General features: G+C 68.5%; 18 protein-coding genes. 11 read left to right on the forward strand and 7 right to left on the reverse strand.

All coding sequences use genetic code 11. The annotated features are described in order from the left end of the window. The first annotated feature begins 162 nt into the window (after nt 1–162). The 5 genes from sdhC to ACFWUU_RS09510 all read left to right on the forward strand — a co-directional run bounded on the left by sdhC (nt 163) and on the right by ACFWUU_RS09510 (nt 4,718). Nucleotides 163–540, forward strand: a complete 378-nt coding sequence (gene sdhC / locus ACFWUU_RS09490; protein ID WP_134105324.1) for a succinate dehydrogenase, cytochrome b556 subunit — start codon at nt 163–165, stop codon at nt 538–540. A gap of 1 nt (nt 541) precedes the next feature. Beyond that, a complete protein-coding gene (locus ACFWUU_RS09495; RefSeq protein ID WP_371407294.1) occupies nt 542–997 on the forward strand; it encodes a succinate dehydrogenase hydrophobic membrane anchor subunit in 456 nt (151 codons plus the stop codon). Between the two features lie 7 nt (nt 998–1,004). Further along, nucleotides 1,005–2,747, forward strand: a complete 1,743-nt coding sequence (gene sdhA / locus ACFWUU_RS09500; protein ID WP_380174155.1) for a succinate dehydrogenase flavoprotein subunit — start codon at nt 1,005–1,007, stop codon at nt 2,745–2,747. Beyond that, a complete protein-coding gene (locus ACFWUU_RS09505) occupies nt 2,747–3,451 on the forward strand; it encodes a succinate dehydrogenase iron-sulfur subunit (protein WP_380174157.1) in 705 nt (234 codons plus the stop codon). Before sdhA ends, ACFWUU_RS09505 begins: the two co-directional genes overlap by 1 nt. Nucleotides 3,452–3,554: 103 nt before the next feature. After that, entirely contained in the window at nt 3,555–4,718 is a 1,164-nt protein-coding gene (locus tag ACFWUU_RS09510; RefSeq protein WP_137252789.1) for a sialidase family protein, read from the forward strand. On the opposite strand, the gene ACFWUU_RS09515 is transcribed toward ACFWUU_RS09510, so the two are convergent. Beyond that, nucleotides 4,715–5,878: a CdaR family transcriptional regulator gene (locus ACFWUU_RS09515; protein ID WP_380174159.1), complete on the reverse strand. Its 1,164-nt coding sequence runs from the start codon at nt 5,876–5,878 to the stop codon at nt 4,715–4,717. The genes ACFWUU_RS09510 and ACFWUU_RS09515 overlap by 4 nt on opposite strands. A 125-nt stretch (nt 5,879–6,003) precedes the next feature. Here ACFWUU_RS09515 and ACFWUU_RS09520 point away from each other — a divergent pair, with 125 nt between their 5' ends. The 4 genes from ACFWUU_RS09520 to ACFWUU_RS09535 are packed head-to-tail and all read left to right on the forward strand — an operon-like array spanning nt 6,004 to nt 9,654. Next, entirely contained in the window at nt 6,004–6,927 is a 924-nt protein-coding gene (locus ACFWUU_RS09520) for a substrate-binding periplasmic protein (RefSeq protein WP_380174161.1), read from the forward strand. Nucleotides 6,928–6,937: 10 nt separating this feature from the next. Further along, nucleotides 6,938–7,654 (forward strand): amino acid ABC transporter permease, encoded by a 717-nt coding sequence (locus tag ACFWUU_RS09525; protein ID WP_380174163.1) that lies wholly within the window; start codon nt 6,938–6,940, stop codon nt 7,652–7,654. Beyond that, nucleotides 7,651–8,418: an amino acid ABC transporter ATP-binding protein gene (locus ACFWUU_RS09530; RefSeq protein WP_380174165.1), complete on the forward strand. Its 768-nt coding sequence runs from the start codon at nt 7,651–7,653 to the stop codon at nt 8,416–8,418. The genes ACFWUU_RS09525 and ACFWUU_RS09530 overlap by 4 nt, the downstream gene beginning before the upstream one ends. Next, on the forward strand, nt 8,419–9,654 hold the full coding sequence (locus ACFWUU_RS09535; RefSeq protein ID WP_380174167.1) for an NAD(P)/FAD-dependent oxidoreductase: 1,236 nt from the start codon (nt 8,419–8,421) through the stop codon (nt 9,652–9,654). On the opposite strand, the gene ACFWUU_RS09540 is transcribed toward ACFWUU_RS09535, so the two are convergent. Together ACFWUU_RS09540 and ACFWUU_RS09545 are read right to left on the reverse strand one after the other, a co-directional pair. Continuing rightward, entirely contained in the window at nt 9,629–10,051 is a 423-nt protein-coding gene (locus tag ACFWUU_RS09540) for a DUF2000 family protein (protein WP_380174169.1), read from the reverse strand. The genes ACFWUU_RS09535 and ACFWUU_RS09540 overlap by 26 nt on opposite strands. A 44-nt stretch (nt 10,052–10,095) precedes the next feature. Continuing rightward, nucleotides 10,096–10,506 carry a MarR family winged helix-turn-helix transcriptional regulator gene (locus ACFWUU_RS09545; protein ID WP_380174171.1) on the reverse strand — a complete coding sequence of 137 codons (411 nt, stop codon included), beginning with the start codon at nt 10,504–10,506 and terminating at the stop codon, nt 10,096–10,098. A gap of 54 nt (nt 10,507–10,560) precedes the next feature. Here ACFWUU_RS09545 and ACFWUU_RS09550 point away from each other — a divergent pair, with 54 nt between their 5' ends. After that, the gene (locus ACFWUU_RS09550; RefSeq protein WP_380174173.1) at nt 10,561–11,295 is read left to right on the forward strand and encodes an alpha/beta fold hydrolase; all 735 of its coding nucleotides are present in this window, start codon (nt 10,561–10,563) and stop codon (nt 11,293–11,295) included. Here ACFWUU_RS09550 and ACFWUU_RS09555 read toward each other — a convergent pair. Then, nucleotides 11,270–12,094, reverse strand: a complete 825-nt coding sequence (locus ACFWUU_RS09555; protein WP_380174175.1) for a M55 family metallopeptidase — start codon at nt 12,092–12,094, stop codon at nt 11,270–11,272. The genes ACFWUU_RS09550 and ACFWUU_RS09555 overlap by 26 nt on opposite strands. A gap of 23 nt (nt 12,095–12,117) precedes the next feature. Here ACFWUU_RS09555 and ACFWUU_RS09560 point away from each other — a divergent pair, with 23 nt between their 5' ends. Next, nucleotides 12,118–12,909 (forward strand): AraC family transcriptional regulator, encoded by a 792-nt coding sequence (locus ACFWUU_RS09560; RefSeq protein ID WP_137252784.1) that lies wholly within the window; start codon nt 12,118–12,120, stop codon nt 12,907–12,909. On the opposite strand, the gene ACFWUU_RS09565 is transcribed toward ACFWUU_RS09560, so the two are convergent. The 3 genes from ACFWUU_RS09565 to ACFWUU_RS09575 all read right to left on the reverse strand — a co-directional run bounded on the left by ACFWUU_RS09565 (nt 12,881) and on the right by ACFWUU_RS09575 (nt 17,604). Beyond that, nucleotides 12,881–13,111 (reverse strand): SCO4848 family membrane protein, encoded by a 231-nt coding sequence (locus tag ACFWUU_RS09565; protein ID WP_137252783.1) that lies wholly within the window; start codon nt 13,109–13,111, stop codon nt 12,881–12,883. The genes ACFWUU_RS09560 and ACFWUU_RS09565 overlap by 29 nt on opposite strands. Next, entirely contained in the window at nt 13,112–15,874 is a 2,763-nt protein-coding gene (locus tag ACFWUU_RS09570; RefSeq protein WP_380174178.1) for an AAA family ATPase, read from the reverse strand. Between the two features lie 227 nt (nt 15,875–16,101). Next, nucleotides 16,102–17,604, reverse strand: a complete 1,503-nt coding sequence (locus ACFWUU_RS09575) for an amino acid permease (RefSeq protein WP_380174181.1) — start codon at nt 17,602–17,604, stop codon at nt 16,102–16,104. Nucleotides 17,605–17,616: the final 12 nt, after the last annotated feature.

The following is a 17,616-nucleotide window of genomic DNA, read 5'->3' on the forward strand; positions in this document are numbered from 1 at the left end:
CGGATGTGCCGTTAGCCAACGTGTTCAAGCTCTGTTGAAGTCAAGCTACGACGCGACCGAGATCACATCCACCGCGATCGATGTCACAGCTGTCAGGACATTTCACCGCGGCGAGCGGGTCTAGCATCAAAACGATTCGGCAAACTCGGCGAGGAGGATCTGGTGCCCAGCAAACCAGCCGGCACGCTGTACCGCGGCCGGGAGGGCATGTGGTCGTGGGTCGCGCACCGCATCACCGGTGTCGGCATCTTCTTCTTCCTGCTGGTGCATGTGCTGGACACCGCGCTGGTCCGGGTCTCGCCGCACGCGTACAACGAGGTCATCGGCACCTACAAGAACCCGGTCGTCGGCCTGCTCGAGGTCGGGCTGGTGGCCGCGATCCTGTTCCACGCGTTCAACGGCATCCGGCTGATCCTGATCGACTTCTGGGCCAAGGGCCCGCGGTACCAGCGCCAGTTGATGATCGGCGTCGGGGTGATCTGGGTCGTGCTGTTCGTCCCGTTCGTCATCCGCCATCTGACCCACGTGTTCGGAGGCTGAGATGAGCGAGATCGCGGCACCGCGCAGCAGTTCCCGCGCGCGCAACCTGAAGGGCGGCGGCCGGAACCGCTCGGGCCAGACCAACTTCGAGCTCTACAGCTGGCTGTTCATGCGGCTGTCCGGGCTCGCGCTCGTCATCCTCGTGCTCGGGCACCTGTTCGTGAACCTGATGCTCGGCGGCGGGATTACCGCGCTGGACTTCGGCTTCGTGGCCGGCAAGTGGGCCAACCCGCTCTGGCAGGTCTGGGACCTGCTGATGCTGTGGCTGGCGATGCTGCACGGCTCCAACGGCCTGCGCACGATCATCAACGACTACGCCGAGAAGGACCAGACCCGGTTCTGGCTCAAGGCCCTGCTGATCACGGCGGCGCTCGTGATCGTCGTCCTCGGCACCTTGGTCATCTTCACCTTCGACCCGTGCCTGGACCCCAACTCCACATTGTCTGTCTGTAAGTAAGGAAGTCATGCAGCAGCACCAGTACGACGTCATCATCGTCGGCGCGGGCGGCGCAGGCATGCGTGCCGCCCTCGAGTCGAGCAAGCGGACCCGTACCGCCGTACTCACCAAGCTCTATCCGACCCGCTCCCACACCGGCGCGGCCCAGGGCGGTATGTGCGCCGCGCTGGCGAACGTCGAGGAGGACAACTGGGAGTGGCACACCTTCGACACGGTCAAGGGTGGTGACTTCCTGGTGGACCAGGACGCGGCCGAGGTGATGTGCCGCGAAGCCGTCGATGCGGTCCTCGACCTGGAGAAGATGGGCCTGCCGTTCAACCGGACGGCCGAGGGCAAGATCGACCAGCGGTTCTTCGGCGGCCACACCCGCAACCACGGCGAGGCCGTCGTACGCCGGTCCTGCTTCGCGGCGGACCGGACGGGTCACATGATCCTGCAGACGCTGTACCAGCAGTGCATCAAGCAGAACGTCGAATTCTTCAACGAGTACTACGTTCTCGACCTGCTGATGACGGACGGCAAGGCCAGCGGCGTGGTCGCGTACGAGCTGGCCACCGGCGAGCTGCACGTGTTCAGCGCCAAGTCCGTGATCTTCGCGTCCGGCGGTTTCGGCAAGGTCTTCCGTACGACGTCCAACGCGCACACGCTCACCGGCGACGGGATGGGCATCGTCTGGCGCAAGGGCCTGCCGCTGGAGGACATGGAGTTCTTCCAGTTCCACCCGACCGGTCTGGCCGGGCTCGGCGTACTGCTGTCGGAGGCGGCCCGTGGTGAGGGCGGCATCCTGCGGAACAAGGACAACGAACGCTTCATGGAGCGGTACGCACCGACCGTGAAGGACCTGGCCCCGCGGGACATGGTCGCCCGCGCGATGGCGAACGAGGTCCGCGAGGGTCGCGGCTGCGGTCCGGACGGCGCGTACGTGATGCTCGACCTGACCCACCTGGAGCCCGCGCACATCGACGCGAAGCTGCCGGACATCACCGAGTTCGCGCGCACCTACCTGGGCGTGGAGCCGTACACCGAGCAGATCCCGGTGTTCCCGACCGCGCACTACGCGATGGGCGGCATCCCGACCAACATCAAGGGCGAGGCGCTGGCCAACAACGAGGACGTGATCCCGGGCCTGTACGCCGCCGGCGAGGTCGCGTGCGTCTCGGTGCACGGTGCGAACCGCCTGGGGACGAATTCGCTGCTCGACATCAACGTGTTCGGCCGGCGGGCGGGGATCGCGGCCGCGGAGTACGCCGAGACCGCGTCCTTCGAGGAGCTGCCCGCGGAGCCGGAGAAGTACGTCGTGGAGCTCGTCGAGGGGCTGCGCAACTCGACCGGCGAGGAGCGGATCGCGGCGATCCGGTCGGACCTGCAGGCGACGATGGACCTGAACGCGCAGGTGTACCGGACCGAGGGCTCGCTGAAGCAGGCGCTGGTCGACATCGAGGCGCTCAAGCTGCGATTCGCCCAGGTCGGCGTCCAGGACAAGGGCAAGCGGTTCAACACCGACCTGCTCGAGGCGGTCGAGCTCGGCTTCCTGATCGATCTGGCCGAGGTGCTGGTGGTGTCCGCGCTGGAGCGCAAGGAGTCCCGCGGCGGGCACTTCCGCGAGGACTACGCCACCCGCGACGACGTCAACTTCATGCGGCACACGATGGCGTACCGCGAGGTCGATGCTGACGGCAACGAAACGATCCGGCTCGACTACAAACCGGTCGTCCAGACCCGTTACAAGCCGATGGAGCGCAAGTACTGATGGACGTCAAGGTCAAGATCCTCCGGTACAACCCTGAGGTCGTCGACGAGGCCGAGTGGAAGACGTACACCGTCACGCTGCAGCCGACCGACCGGGTGCTGGACGCGCTGCACAAGATCAAGTGGGAGCAGGACGGCACGCTGACGTTCCGGCGATCCTGCGCGCACGGGGTCTGCGGCTCGGACGCGATGCGGATCAACGGCCGGAACCGGCTCGCCTGCAAGACGCTGATCAAGGACCTGAACCCGGACAAGGAGATCACCGTCGAGCCGATCAAGGGCCTGACGGTGCTCAAGGACCTGGTCGTCGACATGGACCCGTTCTTCGAGGCGTACCGCGCGGTGATGCCGTTCCTGGTCACCAGCGGTCACGAGCCGACCCGGGAGCGGATCCAGTCGCAGGCCGACCGGGACCGTTTCGACGACACCACCAAGTGCATCCTGTGCGCCGCCTGCACGACGTCCTGCCCGGTGTTCTGGTCCGACGGCCAGTACTTCGGCCCGCAGGCGATCGTCGGCGCGCACCGGTTCATCTTCGACAGCCGCGACGAGGGCACCGAGCAGCGGCTGGAGATCCTGAACGACAAGGAAGGCGTCTGGCGCTGCCGGACCACCTTCAACTGCACCGACGCCTGCCCCCGCGGTATCGAGGTCACCAAGGCCATCCAGGAAGTGAAGCGCGCGCTGATCTTCCGCCGGGTGTGATCGGCGGACCTGGGCGTCGCATAAACTCTGACCCGGCCAATTCGTGCCACGTAGCCTCTGCCCTCGCGAGGACAGAGGCTGCTCGTCAGCCCGGGGGGTGATTGTGCAGCAGCGAGTCCGTGAGTTCGTCGACCGCTACTACCCCCGGCTGGTGGCGCTGTTGGAGCGCTGCGGCATCCCGCGGAGCATGCCGCCGCTGCTCGTGCTCGGCGTACTGGCCGCCACGACGTCCGTCGTGGTGACGACGGTGCTCTGGGTCTCGCACCGGGGCGACGCCGACTCGGGGCCGTTGGCCATCGAGCCCGCGTCCGCCGGACGGGCCGGGACCGCGGTGGTGAACGCGGAGCGGGCGCAGGTGCTGTCGATGACGATGGTGACGCGGAACCGCTGGGCGGCCGGCTGGTCCGACTGCACGAGCGGGCCGAACTGCCGGTACGCCGCCGTACTCGATCGCGACGGCGCCCGTGCGACCTCGCCGGAGTGGCCGGTCCCGTACGCGACGCTGCAGACGGGCGACGAGGCGATCGCGGTCGCCCCGCCGCGCGAGGGCACGCTGAGCGGGGACACCTCGATGATGTTCCGGATGACGTACGACGGCCCGGTGCTGACCCGGCTGCGGTACCGGCTGTCCACGTCGACGTTCGAGCCCGGCGAGATCCTGACGGACCAGATCGTGCCGGGCCGGATCGCGGTGGTGAACCCCAAGGAGTCGTCCGTCCGGATGCTCGACACGCGCGGTAGCCGCTCGCCGGTCTGCGACACGACCGGACGGTGCTGGGTGCTGACCGGAGTCGGGCGGACCGACATCATGTGGACCGACGACGGCGGGAAGACGTGGCGCTCGCAGGCGCTCGACAACCACAACCAGCTCGGGAAGCTCGCGGTCAGCCCGGACGGCAGGACGCTGGTGACGACCTCGGTCATCGTCGGCGACAGCGGTCAGGCAGTCGCGAAGATGCGCATCTCGAACGACCGCGGCGACACCTGGACGCTCGTCCAGCACCCGCCGCAGAGCCTGAACACGCCGCCGCTCGCGTTCGACGACGGCACGGCGCTGATGCTCGGCGGCCGGCTGAACGACCGCCCGCGGCTGTACCGGGTGCGGGACGGCGCGGCCGATCTGGACCGTGGATACCCGGGCGACCTGGCCGATCTCGCCGGCGACGAGCACTTGATGTACGGCTTCGAGGTGCCGAAGCGGCGTACGACGGAGGTCGTCCTGAGCACCGACGAGGGCGCCACCTGGACGAAGTTCGCGCCACGCTAGTCGAGCTGGGAAGCCAGGCAGGCGAGGTAGAGCGTGAGAGTGGCGCGGTGGTCGCGCCAGGGTTGGCCGGTCAGGCGCTCGACCTTCTCCAGGCGGTAGATGAGCGTGTTGCGGTGGATGTGCAGCGCGTCCGCCGTACGCACCAGGTTGAAGCCGCTCTCGCACCAGGCGATCAGGGTTGACCGCAACTCAGGCCAGTCCGGCTGCGTCGCCAGCTCCCCGGCGGCAAGCCTCAACAGCCTCGCCCGCGCCCGATGCCCCACCGCCGCCAGCACCTGATGCCCGCGCAGGTCGTCAATCAAGTACGCCGCCTCACCCGGCGCACACTCCTTCCCCAACCGCAGCGCATCCCCCGCATCCGCATAAGCCTCCCGCAACCCCACCACCCCCGCAGCCACCCCACCAACTCCCGCCCGCGCCACGAACCCGTGCGCCGAGTCGATCGCCGCAACAGCCCACGCCGCAAGCTCCCGCCGGCTCTCGCCTCCCGCCCGCTGACGGCGGCTGCTTCGTGCCAGGACCGGTAGGACCGCGAAGCGGCCGGCGGTCATCGCCGCGACCAGGTCGGTCGGACCGAAGGCCTGGCGGAGGGTGCGGAGGAGCTCCGGGCGGACTGCTGCGACATCGGTCGTACTCGGGGTGGGCTCGTCGACTTCGACGATGATGACTGTGCGCGGGATCGTCAGGTCGAAGCCGAGTTCCTTGGCTCTGGCGGCCAGGAAGGCTGGGTCGACGACGTCTTCGTCGAAGGAGCTGATGTCGCGGACGAGTTCTTCCAACGCGCGTTCCCGGAGCAGCCGCGACCGCAGCTCGACCGACTCCTGTAGCAGGATCTCCGTCTGGCGTCGTACGACGAGGCCGAACCGGCGCACCTGGCGTGGTGAACCGGTGATCCCGACCGTCCCGACCGCCTCGCCGTCGATGACGATCGGCAGCGTCATCCCGGGCTTGACCCCGCGGAGCCGGGCGGCCTCGGCCGCCGTGTGCCAGGCCGCCTGTTGCGACTCGAGCACCTCGACCGACGCCTCGTGGAAACTCCCCAACCGCGACGCGTCCCCGCTCCCGATCACGATGCCGTGGTCGTCGGTGATGAGCACGTTGTAGCCGATCACCTCGGAGGTGTCCCGGGCGATCTGCTGGGCCAACGGAGCAGAGAGCATCTTGGACGAACCGTACGACGAACTCCGCCAGATGTCAGCAAATCATGGACCGATCGTCCAATGACGGCGTACTCCGTCATCCCTAGCCTTGAAGAAATCGGGGTGAGGCCACCGAAAGGCATGCCATGTCGAAACTCGCACGATCAAGGATCGCTCCGCTGCTGACCATCGCCGCCCTGCTGATCACCAGCCTGACCGCCTGCGGGGACGACAAGACCCCCGTCTCGGACGCGGCCGCCTCGCTCGGCACGCTCGAACCCGGCGTACTCAAGGTCGCGATCCAGCCGTACGCGCCGTACACCTCGATGGTCGGCGACAAGATGGCCGGCCTCGACGCCGACATCCTGAAAGCCGTCGCCGGGAAGCTCGGGCTGAAGGTCAAGCCTGAGCTGACCGACTTCGCCGGCATGCTGGCGAGCGTCCAGTCGCGCCGCGTCGACATCACGATCGGCGGCGTCGCGTGGACCGCCGAGCGGCAGAAGCAGGGCCTGTTCACGGATCCGCCGTACTACTCCCCGCCCGCGATGGCCGTCAAAGCCGGCGAGCACTACCAGACCGTGAAGGACCTGGAAGGCAAGGACCTCGGCACCGTCGAGGGCTACGTCTGGGTGAAGTCGATCCAGGCCGTGCCCGGCGCCAAGCTGCACGCGTACCCGGACGGCAACGGCGTCTTCGACGACCTCGGCGCGGGCCGGATCAAGGTCGGCTTCCTCGACCCGCTGCTCGTCCTCGCGGCCCAGAAGGAACGCCCGGAGCTCAAGGTCGAGACGCAGTACCTGACCCCGCCGTCGGCCGCGGACCTCGAGGCGCATCCGGCGTACCAGTACTTCCAGCAGTACATGACCTCGTTCTACCTGCCGAAGCAGGCGACCGCGCTGGAGAAGGCGATCTCCGAGCAGATCCGCGCGATGTACGCGAATGGCGAGCTGACCAAGCTGATCCAGAAGTACGGCGGCGACCCGAACCAGTTCCTCAAGCCCGTGCCCGAGATCGCGAAGACCCGGCAGGGCGTCGACCGTCCCGCCGACTGGCAACCGCCGTCCATCTGAGGAGGTCATGATGTTCCAAGTTCCCTGGAGCGACTACGCTCCCGCCCTGCTGGACGGACTGGAACGGACGGTCCTCTACACGATCGCGAGCTTCGCCGGCGCCGCCGTCCTCGGGCTCGCCCTCGCCCTGCTCCGGGTCAGCCGCCATCGCGTGCTCCGGATCCCGGCCGCGATCTACACCGAACTGTTCAAGAACATCCCGCTGCTCGCGATCATCTTCGTGACGTACTTCGGTCTCGCGTCCGTCGGCCTCAAACTGGGCGTGTTCAGCGCCGGCTGCGTCAGCCTGATCGTCTTCTACGCGGCGTACCTGTCGGAGATCTTCCGCTCGGCGATCGCCGGCGTGCACGCCGGTCAGCAGGAGGCGTCGGAGGCGCTCGGGCTCGGCAAGGTCAGCACCTTCGCGTACGTCGTCTTCCCGCAGGCGCTGCGCTCGGCACTTCCGGGCACGAACACGATGCTCGTCGACCTGCTCAAGTCCACGTCGCTGCTCGTCACGATCTCGGCCGCCGAGCTGATGTCCGAGGGCCGGCTGATCACGTCGGCGACGTTCCGCGCGCTCGAGGTGTACCTCGTGATCGCGGCGATCTACTTCGCGCTCTGCTACCCGCTCTCCCAGGGCCTGCTCTGGCTGGAGCGGAAGATCCGGGCCGGTGTGCCGCTCACACCGCGACGCCGGCGCCGGCTCAAGGCAGCCCGCGCCATGCTGGAAGGAGCGGCATCATGACCGTCCACGCGCTCAACGACGTCGTCGTACGGATCGAGGACCTGAGCAAGTCGTTCGACGGGCGGCTGGTGCTCGACGGCGTCAGCCTGAACGTCCGGAACCAGAAGATCGTCGCGATCATCGGTCAGAGCGGCGGTGGCAAGACCACGTTGCTGCGCTGTCTGAACCTGCTCGAGCGTCCGGACCGCGGGCTGCTGGAGGTGGCCGGCGAGACGATCTTCAAGGGTTCCTCGATGGAATGCCGCGACCTGGCGAAGCTGCGGCAGTCGGTCGGCATGGTCTTCCAGCGGTTCAACCTGTTCCCGCATCTGACCGCGGTCGAGAACGTGATGCTCGCGCAGCTGCGCGCCGGCGTACCCGAGAAAGACGCCCTGGAGCGGGCCGTGCAACTGCTGCGCCGCGTCGGGCTGGCGCATCGGGCGGTCGCGTATCCGGAGCAGATGTCGGGTGGTGAGCAACAGCGGGTCGCGATCGCGCGTGCACTGGCGTTGAAGCCGTCCGTCCTGCTCTTCGACGAGCCGACCTCTTCGCTGGACCCGGAATCGACGGCCGAGGTACTGCGGGTGATGCGCGAGCTCGCTGCGGACGGGATGACGATGGTGCTGGTGACGCACGAGCTGCCGTTCGCGCGGGATGTGGCGGACTGGGTGGTGTTCGTCGACGGCGGCCGGATCGTCGAGCAGGGTGCGCCCGCCGACGTACTCGGCAAGCCGCAGGAGCTGCGGACGCGGACGTTCCTTGCCTCCTATGCGGCGGGGCAGTAGATGCGCATCATCGTGATCGGCGGCGGCGTGATCGGCCTGTGGTCCGCCGTCGCTCTGGCCGAGGCGGGCGCCGACGTCACCGTGCTGGACGCCGGGCCGCAGAGCGGATTCGCCTCGCCCGCCGCAGCCGGGTGGGTGGTGCCTGCGTTGTCGGCGCCGTTGTCCGGGCCTGGTGTGCTGCTGCACTCCGCGCGCCAGGTGCTGCATCGGGAGGCGCCGTTCAGCGTCGCGCCGCGGCTGACGTCGACGTTGTTGCGATGGATCGTCGGGTTCGTGCGGAGCGGTTCGGCGCGTCAGTACGCCGCGGGGCTGCGCGCCGTACTGGATCTGGGAGCGGGGTGTGTGGACGACTTCGCCCGGTTGCAGGAGACATCCGACCTGGAGTTGCGGCAGACCGGGTTGTTGATGACCGCGGTGACGCAGGCGGGGCTGGACGAGGTCGCGCAGTTGGCCGAGGCGACGACGGCGGCCGGGTACAAGGGCGGGTACGACATTCTCGACGGGCCGTCGGCGCGGTTGCGCGAGCCCGCGCTGGGTCCGGCCGTCGTCGGAGGCGTGCATGCGGTCGACGAGGTGCAGGTGAGGCCCGAGCAGGTACTGCGGGCCTTGCGCGAGCAGTTCACCGGCCGGCTGGTCAACGCGACGGTCAGCCGACTGCGGCCGGGGTGGGACGTCGAGACCAGCGTCGGGCGGTTCACGGCGGATCGGGTGCTCGTCGCGGCCGGTGCCTGGTCGACCGAGTTGCTCGCGGTGCTCGGCGTACGAATTCCGTTGCTGGCGGCAACCGGTTACAGCATCACCACCCCGGGCACGGGCCTCGCTCCGCGGGTCGCGGTGAAGCTCGTCGAGCCGAGTATCGCGGTCACGCCGTTCGCCGACGGCGTACGGGTCGCGGCGCGGCTCGATCTCGGTCGGCCGGGCGGCCCGATCACCGAACGCCGGCTGGCCGCAGTACTCGATCGGACCACGCCGTACTTCGCCGACTGGCGGCCGGGGTTGTCGACGGCAACGTTCGCCGGCATGCGGCCCGCGACGCCGGACAGCCTGCCGCTGATCGGGGCGATCCCCGGCCGGCGCGGTCTGTACGTCGCCACCGGGCACGGGATGCTCGGCTTGACGCTGGCGCCCGGGACCGCGCGGCACGTCGTACCGCTGATGCTGGACGACGTACGGTCACGCGAGCTGCGGCCGTTCGCGCCGGAGCGCTATCTCAGTGGTGCATGGCGGCGCCCTTGAGGACCTTGTCGACCGCGTTCTTCGGGCCGCACAGGGCGATACCGACCAGGTCGAGGTCCGTGGTCGACACCGCCTTCACCGCGGCCCGGTTGTCCCGGTCGTTGCCCGTAGCAAACAAGTCCTGGGTGAACACGGCGTGCTCGAGCTCCCGGCGGAGCGCGCGCTCGTGCGCGGTCGCCATGAACTCCTTGCTGCCCTCGAACACCAGCACGGGCTGGCGGAACATCGGCAGGTACTTGGTCTCGTCGGCGTCTTCGTAGGGCTCGCCCACGACCTCCGGGTGGGTCGCGGCGATCCCGCTGACCAGGAACGCGGTCACGTTCAAGCGCTGCCACACGGCCAGATCGTCGCGCAGCAGTACGGCGATCTTCGTATCGAATCTGATCGGCTCATCCACACCATCGATGGTCGCCCTCGACCCAGGCGGCGGTCTTGTACGTTTTAAGCCTCTCCGACCTTCGTCAGCAGTTTGTGCAGCGTCGACCGCTCCGCCGGACTCAACGGGCTGAGCGACTCGGTGAGGACGGATTCGAGGATCTTCGCGCCGGCCTTGCGGATCCGCTCACCCTCCGGAGTCAGGGCATGCCGTACGGCGCGACCCCGGCCCTCGACGCGCTCGATCAGCCCGCGGGCGATCATCCGGGTGGCCAGCGAGCCCATCGACTGGTCGGTCTGGAACGTGCGCTGCGCCAGATCGTGGAGCGAAGCATCCGGAGCCTCGTGCAGCCGGCGGAGCACGTCCCACTGCGGCAGCGAGACCCCGAGCCCGGCCAGGCGTTTGCTCGCCTCGGTGTGATGACGCCACTGCAACCGCTTGACCGCGATCCCGATGTCCTGCACGGAAGGCTCCACGGCGATCACAATAGCAGGTTGTTTATATAAGCAAGTTGATCTAAGGTTCCTTATATGCAGACCTTCGAGGAACACGGCACCGGCCGGCCCGTCCTGTTACTTCACGGTGGTGGCGGTCCCCAGACCGTCGCGCCCTTCGGCGTGCGCCTCGCGGCCGAGCTGCCCGCCCACGTCGTCGTACCCACGCATCCCGGCTTCGGCGGGACCCCGCGCCCGGACGAGCTCACCACGATCCGCGGGATCGCCGAGCTCTACGCCGACCTGCTTGACCAGCTCGACCTCGACGACGTGCTGGTGATCGGCAACTCGATCGGCGGCTGGATCGCGGCGGAGCTCGCCCTGCTCAACTCGCCGCGGGTCACCGGACTGGTGATCGTCGACGGCGTCGGCCTGCAGGTCCCCGGCCACCCGGTCGCGGACTTCTTCTCGCTGACCTTCCCGGAGCTGGCCGAGCTCAGCTACTACAACCCCGACGCCTTCCGCATCGACCCGGCCCAGCTGCCGCCGGAAGCCCAGGCCCAACTAGCCGGCAACCGAGCCGCCCTGGCGGTTTACGCCGCCACGATGGAAGACCCGACCCTCCAAGCCCGCCTGGCCGCAATGACCATCCCCACCACGGTGATCTGGGGCGACAGCGACCGCATCGGCGACCTCACCTACGGCCGCACGTACGCCGATGCCATCCCCAACGCCGCCTTCGAGCTCCTCGAGCACACCGGGCACCTCCCCCAACTGGAGAGCCCTGACCTGCTCCTGAAGGTCCTCAGCAGTACGGCTGGTTCGAGGTGACGGCCGTGCAGACCCGCAAGAACAGGTTGAACAGGCGGTAGAGCTGGAGCATCTCGCCTTCCACAGTCACCGTGCGGTCGTCCTGACGCTCGACGCCGGGGATCGCACCGAGGTGCAGGGCGACCGAGGCGGACTGCCACCGAACCGTGAGCCGGTGGAGGCCGTGGTCAGACGCTGCGGCGAGGTTGGCCAGGGCCTGGGTTGTGGCGGTCTCGATGGCCTCGCGTGCCTCGGCGACCGGGACCAATTGCGCGGCGAAGCGGTCCTTGGCGAACTTGACCGGGACAGTGGCCACGCTGGGATCCCACGACTTCGTCTCGTCGCAGGCGGTGTCGTCGCCGGTCAGAAGCGCCACAGGTACGCCGTACGCCGCAGCCGCCGCGTGGAGCAGCCCGATCTCGCCGGTGGGGCGATCGTCGAGCCAGATGTCCTCGATCTCGTGGCCCATGAAGCTGTGACTCAGTACGCCGAGAACGCCGGCGCGCGAGTGGAAGCCGACGCACAGCACCGCGTCGTACTCCGAAGACAGGCCCTCGATCATGCCCATCGGCTTCGGCCGGCCCTTGATCAGGCGAGCACGCGGATCGAGCAGATCGGGGAGAAGGTTCCGCATCGGGCCGTGCGCGTCGTTGACCAGGACGGCCGTCGCGCCGGCGGCGTACGCCCCGCGGATGGCGGCGTTCACATCCTCGGTCATCATCACCCGGCTGCGCTCGTAGTCCCGCCCCGGCGGCTGGACGTCCTCCGCGTCGACCAGTCCGGTGATGCCTTCCATATCTGCACTCACGTATACCTTCACGCCCAGAAGCGTATGTTCTGAGTATGAGCAGCGGCGCCGTGGTCCGGGCGTGGCGGCCCGGGCTGGCTGGGGTCGTCGAGGTGCTGCACGCCCATTTCCCGTCGCACGCGTACCCGACGCACACGCACGATGCGTGGACCGTGCTGATCGTCGACGAGGGCGCGGTCCGGTACGACCTGGATCACCGCGAGCACGGTCTCGCCCAGGCGCAGGTCTCGCTGCTGCCACCGCACGTGCCGCACGACGGGCGATCGGTCCTGCCGCAGGGCTTCCGGAAGCGGGTGCTCTATCTGGCGCCTGATCGGCTGGGCGACGGCTTGATCGGCGCGGCTGTCGACCACCCGGAGTACGTCGACCCGCTGCTGCGGCACCGGATCCATCAGCTGCACGGCGTACTGAAGAACGGGCAGGAGGATCTGGAAGCCCAGAGCCGTCTGACGCTGATCGAGGAGCGCCTCGGCCAGCATCTCCGTCGGCAGGTGGTCGATCCACCGGACCGGCGGGACGCCGGCGTGGCCGTGCAACTGCGCGAGCTCCTCGACGCCAAGGTGACCGACGGGATCACCCTGGAGGATGCGGCGAAGGTGGTGCATGCCCATCCGGCGCATCTTGTCCGGGCGTTCAGCCGGGAGTACGGGATGCCGCCGCACCGGTATCTGACCGGCCGCCGGGTCGATCTGGCCCGGCGCTATCTGCTCGACGGGCATCCGGCCGCCGAGGTGGCGACGCTGGCCGGGTTCTACGACCAGTCACACCTGAACCGGCACTTCCGGAAACTGCTCGGTGTCACACCGGCGAGCTTTGTGAAGCCTTAGCCGCCTTGTACGCGCGCACACCCCACGTGCCGAGCAGTACCGCGATCAGCAGGTTCACGATCACCAGGATCGTGTGCGCCACGTAGTACCCGGTCGGGCGCCCCTCGGTGTCCATCAGCGCCTTGATGAAGCGCAGGTAGGTGACGACGTTCCAGGCCGCGATGGCGAGCAGGACGAGGGCGTGTTTCCGTTCTAACTTCACCTAACCATTGTTACCGGGCCGGTCGACCGTCCGGAGCAGCTGGGTCCGGTTGGCCACCCCGAAGCGCCGGTACAGGCGGGTCAGCTGGGACTCGACCGCCTTCACCGACAGGTACAGCGCGGCGGCGATCTCGCGGTTGGTGGAGCCGTCGCGGACCATCGAGACGATCTGCTGCTCGTTGTCGGTCAGCTCCGAAGGCTGCCGGCTCCGGCTCGGTACGTCGAGGCGCGCGAGCTCGGTCTCGGCCACCTCGCGCCAGGCGGGAGCGCCGTACGCCTCGAACTGCTCGATCGCGTCCAGGAACGCGGTCCGCGCGACCGAACGGCGACGCGCCTGCCGGGCGACCCGGCCGCGGGTGAGCTCGCAGCGGGCCAGGTCGAGCGGGTAGACGCGGTCCCCCGCCGTACTGATCGTCTTCTCGAGGAGGTCGAGGGCCGCGGCCGGGTCGCCCTGCTTGGCGATCAAGAGCGCCTCGGACCGGGCCAGGCCGATCATGATCACTTCACGGTCCAGGTTGTCGGCGCGGGCCCGGATCTCGGCGATCAGCGCGGCCGCGTCCTCCAACCGGCCGGCCGCGACCAGCGCCTCGGCGTAGTCCGCGTGCCACGGGATCACGGCCGGGTCGTACGGCATTGCCGCCTCGCCAGACTCCGCGATCGCGTCGAACGATTCGACCGCTCGCTGCGGGTCGCCGGTCAGCACCGCCATCAGCCCGATGCTCGCGAGCGCGGGGCCGGTCCACTCGTCGTTCCCGACCAGGCGGACCCCTTCGAGCGCGGCCTCGGCGAGCTGCCGGCCCATGGCCGCCGAACCGCCGACCCACTCGGCCCGGCTGGCGATGATCATGCCGACCTCGGCCTCGTCACCGATGTCCTGCATCAGCTGGTAGCACTCGTGACCGGCGGCCAGCGCGTCGGCGCCGCGCCCGCTGCGCTCGTAGATCGCGGTCGCCGAGATCAGCGCGGACGCGAGCCAGCGCATCGCGCCGTGGTCGCGGACGTCGTCGACCAGCCCCGTGATCCGGTTGATCGCCTCGTCCGTCCGCCCCCGGAACAGCTCGCGCATCGCAGCCATCTGCCGGGCATTCACAACCGTCTTGGTGAGCGGCAGCCCCTTCGCCATCTCGGCAGCCTGCTCGAGTACGGCGTCCGCGGACTCCTCGGCGTCCCGCGCCATCAACACCGAGCTCGCCGCGCTCAGAGCATCGACGATCGCCTCGGTGTCGCCCGCCTCGCGTGCCAACGCCTCGGCGACGCGGGCGTCCTCCTGCGCGTCGTCCAGGCTGCGATCGAAGTAGTGGCTGTGGCTGCGCTCGATCCGCACCCGCGCCTCGAGCCGCTTGTCGCCCTTGGCCGCGGCGAACGCCTCCGCGAGCAGCTCGACCCGGCGATCGCGCTCCGGCCAGACCGCATCCGCGCACAGCAGCAGCGCAGGCACCTTGGTCTCGGGCTTCGTCGCGGCCTGTACGGCGAACTGCGCCATGTCGGCCGACTCCGCGAGATGACCTGCGGCTGCGGCGTCGTCGGAAGCCCGGGTCAGCCGGCGGGCGCGGTCGTCCGGCCGCGTGATCGGCGTACGCTCCGCGCTCAGTCGCCACAGGGTCGCGGCGGCACCGGGCGCGCCTCGGCCGGCTGCGACGGTGGCGGCCTCTTCGATCGCGGCGGCCAGCTCCGGGTCGGCCTCTTGCGTGGCGAGGGCCCGGTGGGTCGCGTTCTCGACCGGTTCGTCGACGACGGCGGCGAGCTGGGCGTGGGCCTGGCGGCGGGCGGCCGACGTTGCTTCGGCGTACACGAACTCGCGGAGCAGCGGGTGGGTGAAGCGCAGGCGCTCGGCGGAGATGTCGATCAGGCCGAGGGACTCCGCCTCGGCCAGGTCGGCCTCGATCGGCCGGTCGAGGGACCGGGCGAGCTGGGTCGTGGTCGGGCGCGGCGACGACGCGGCATGCAGGAGCAACTCGTGCGCGGCCGGCTCGAGCGTGGACAGGCGGTCGCCGAGCAGGGTCTTGAGACGGCTGGACACCGGGAGCGGGTCGTTGGGCGAGACGCTCTTCGGGTGCCGCAGTACGGCGCGACCGAGCTCGAGGGCCATGAACGGGTTGCCGGCGCTCGCGGTGAAGATGCGGCGGGCAGTGCGGACCGGGAGCGGGCTCGAGAGGCGCTGGCGGAGCAGGGCGAGGACATCCGGCTCGGTCAACGGCGGAACCTCGAGCTGCAGCACGGGCTCCGGGCACGCGTCGACCATCATCGGCAGATCGCCGTCGGCCACCTGCTCGGTCGCGAGCAGATGCACGCCCTCGGACAGGCGGCGGGCGCAGAACGTGAGCACCTCGAGGCTCGACGGGTCCACCCACTGGATGTCGTCGACGACCAGGAGCACCGGCCCGGTGGCGGCCAGACGTCGAAGTACATGCAGTACTGCGAGGCGCACGGCAAGCTCGTCCCGCACCGTGTCGGGGGCTGACGCCTTCAGCAGCGCTACCTCGAGCGGCTGGCGGAGGTGATCCGGCAGCACTCCCCAGGCGAACTCGAGCTGGTTGGAGAGGAGATCGAGGAGCGTGACGTACGGCAGGCCGGCCTCGGAGTTGGACGGGGCCGCGCTCAGGATCCGGCAGCCTTTCCGGCCGCGATCAGCGACGAGGGCACGGCCGAGGGCCGATTTGCCGATACCGGTCGGTCCGTACAGCAGCACGCTGCCGCTGGTCTCGAGCTGCTTGGTAGCTCGCTCGACCAGTCCTGCACGTCCGACCAGTTCGTCGTCAGTCATCTAGCTCCCCGAAGGATTCCCTTCGCTGATTATCACAGGAAACGACCGTTCGACACGGCAAGTGTCACATGCGGAAATTTGATGGTCACCATCCTGTCACCGACTCTTGCCCAGATCCGAGCAGTCGCGACGGCACGATCGTGCCCCGGCACCGGATGGTCTGCATGGTTGTAAACAAACTTCAACCGCCTGCCGATCTCTTGCACGGCAGGCGGTTGAGAGTTGGATCAGATGGACTCGAGATCGCGTTCGATAGCGGCGAGTTCCGCCTCGCTGCCCTGGACCTTGGGCCCGGTGAACCAGTGCCGGGCGGACAGGAACCAGTACGCCGCCGCGAAGCCGAGCACGACCAGAACCGCGACCGGGGTGTAGTTGAAGGTGCTGCCGGTGACCGGGCTGACCTGGGGCAGCATGAACAGGATCGTGATGAACGCGACCCAGACGATCGCCACGATGCCGATCGGGCGGCTCCACCGGCCCAGGTTCCACGGGCCGGGCTGGAAGCGGTCACCCTGCATGAGTCGGAGCAGCGTCGGCAGGACGTAGGCGATGTAGAGACCGATGACGGCGATCGACGTGACCGCGGCGTACGCCGTCGCGTTCCACAGGTACGGCAGGCCGAGGACGAAGGCACCGGCCGCGGCCAGCCAGATCGCGTTCGTTGGCGTCCGGGTGCGGTGGTTGATCTTGTGCCAGAACTTCGAGCCCGGCAGTGCGCCGTCCCGGGAGAACGCGTAGATCATCCGCGAGTTCGCCGTCACCGAAGACATCCCGCAGAACAACTGCGCCCCGATCACGACCAGCAACAGGATCTTGCCGGTCACCGCTCCGACAGCGTCGATGAAGATCTGCGCGGGAGGTACGCCGGTGGAGCTGTCCAGCGCACCGTCGTAGCTCTGGATCGCGAACGTCAGACCGATCAGCAGCACCCATCCAGCTGCCAAGGAGACCAGGATCGACATCACGATTCCACGGGGACCGGAGCGCGCGGCGTCGTGCGTCTCCTCGGTCATGTGCGCCGAAGCGTCGTACCCGGTGAAGGTGTACTGCGCCAGCAGCAGGCCGAGCAGTGCGACGTAGAACGTCGAACCCCAGCCGGTGTTGTTGACGAAATGGCCGAACACGAACGACGCCGACTGGTGCTTGTCCGGCACGAACACCAGCGCACCGACGATGAACAGCACGCCGAGGATGTGCCACCAGACGCTGATGTCGTTCAGCCGCGCGACCAGCTTCACGCCGAACGAGTTCAGCAGGCCGTGCAGCAGCAGGATCAGCCCGAACAGCAGGATCGTGTGACCCGGCGTCGCACTGAACCCGAACTGCAGGTCGAGGAACGCGTTCAAGAAGAACGCCGCCCCGAAGTCGATCCCGGCCGTCACCGCGACCTGGCCGAGGAAGTTGAACCACCCGGTGAACCAGGACCAGGCCGGGCCGTTCGACGGCGCCAGCTTCGCGGACCAGTAGTACAGGCCGCCGGCGGTCGGGTAGCTCGAGCACACCTCGGCCATGGCGAGGCCGACGAGCAGCGTCATCAGCCCGACGATCGGCCAGCCCCAGACGATCATCACCGGGCCGCCGGTGTTCATCCCGAACCCGTACAACGTCAAGCAGCCGGACAGGATCGAGATGATCGTGAACGACACCGCGAAGTTCGAGAACCCGGACATCGTCCGGTTCAGCTCCTGTGCGTAACCCAGTTGGTGCAGGCGATCCTCGTCGTCAGTCATTGAGCCTCCTAG

The sequence above is a fragment of the Kribbella sp. NPDC058693 genome, from assembly GCF_042715335.1.
Taxonomy (GTDB): domain Bacteria; phylum Actinomycetota; class Actinomycetes; order Propionibacteriales; family Kribbellaceae; genus Kribbella; species Kribbella jiaozuonensis.

Bases quoted from the DNA above. Each gene is read 5' to 3' on its own strand.
- ACFWUU_RS09495 (WP_371407294.1), top strand. From the start codon at position 542: ATGAGCGAGATCGCGGCACCGCGCAGCAGTTCCCGCGCGCGCAACCTG.
- sdhA (WP_380174155.1), top strand. From the start codon at position 1,005: ATGCAGCAGCACCAGTACGACGTCATCATCGTCGGCGCGGGCGGCGCA.
- ACFWUU_RS09505 (WP_380174157.1), top strand. From the start codon at position 2,747: ATGGACGTCAAGGTCAAGATCCTCCGGTACAACCCTGAGGTCGTCGAC.
- ACFWUU_RS09515 (WP_380174159.1), bottom strand. From the start codon at position 5,878: ATGCTCTCTGCTCCGTTGGCCCAGCAGATCGCCCGGGACACCTCCGAG.
- ACFWUU_RS09520 (WP_380174161.1), top strand. From the start codon at position 6,004: ATGTCGAAACTCGCACGATCAAGGATCGCTCCGCTGCTGACCATCGCC.
- ACFWUU_RS09525 (WP_380174163.1), top strand. From the start codon at position 6,938: ATGTTCCAAGTTCCCTGGAGCGACTACGCTCCCGCCCTGCTGGACGGA.
- ACFWUU_RS09530 (WP_380174165.1), top strand. From the start codon at position 7,651: ATGACCGTCCACGCGCTCAACGACGTCGTCGTACGGATCGAGGACCTG.
- ACFWUU_RS09535 (WP_380174167.1), top strand. From the start codon at position 8,419: ATGCGCATCATCGTGATCGGCGGCGGCGTGATCGGCCTGTGGTCCGCC.
- ACFWUU_RS09550 (WP_380174173.1), top strand. From the start codon at position 10,561: ATGCAGACCTTCGAGGAACACGGCACCGGCCGGCCCGTCCTGTTACTT.
- ACFWUU_RS09560 (WP_137252784.1), top strand. From the start codon at position 12,118: ATGAGCAGCGGCGCCGTGGTCCGGGCGTGGCGGCCCGGGCTGGCTGGG.
- ACFWUU_RS09570 (WP_380174178.1), bottom strand. From the start codon at position 15,874: ATGACTGACGACGAACTGGTCGGACGTGCAGGACTGGTCGAGCGAGCT.
- ACFWUU_RS09575 (WP_380174181.1), bottom strand. From the start codon at position 17,604: ATGACTGACGACGAGGATCGCCTGCACCAACTGGGTTACGCACAGGAG.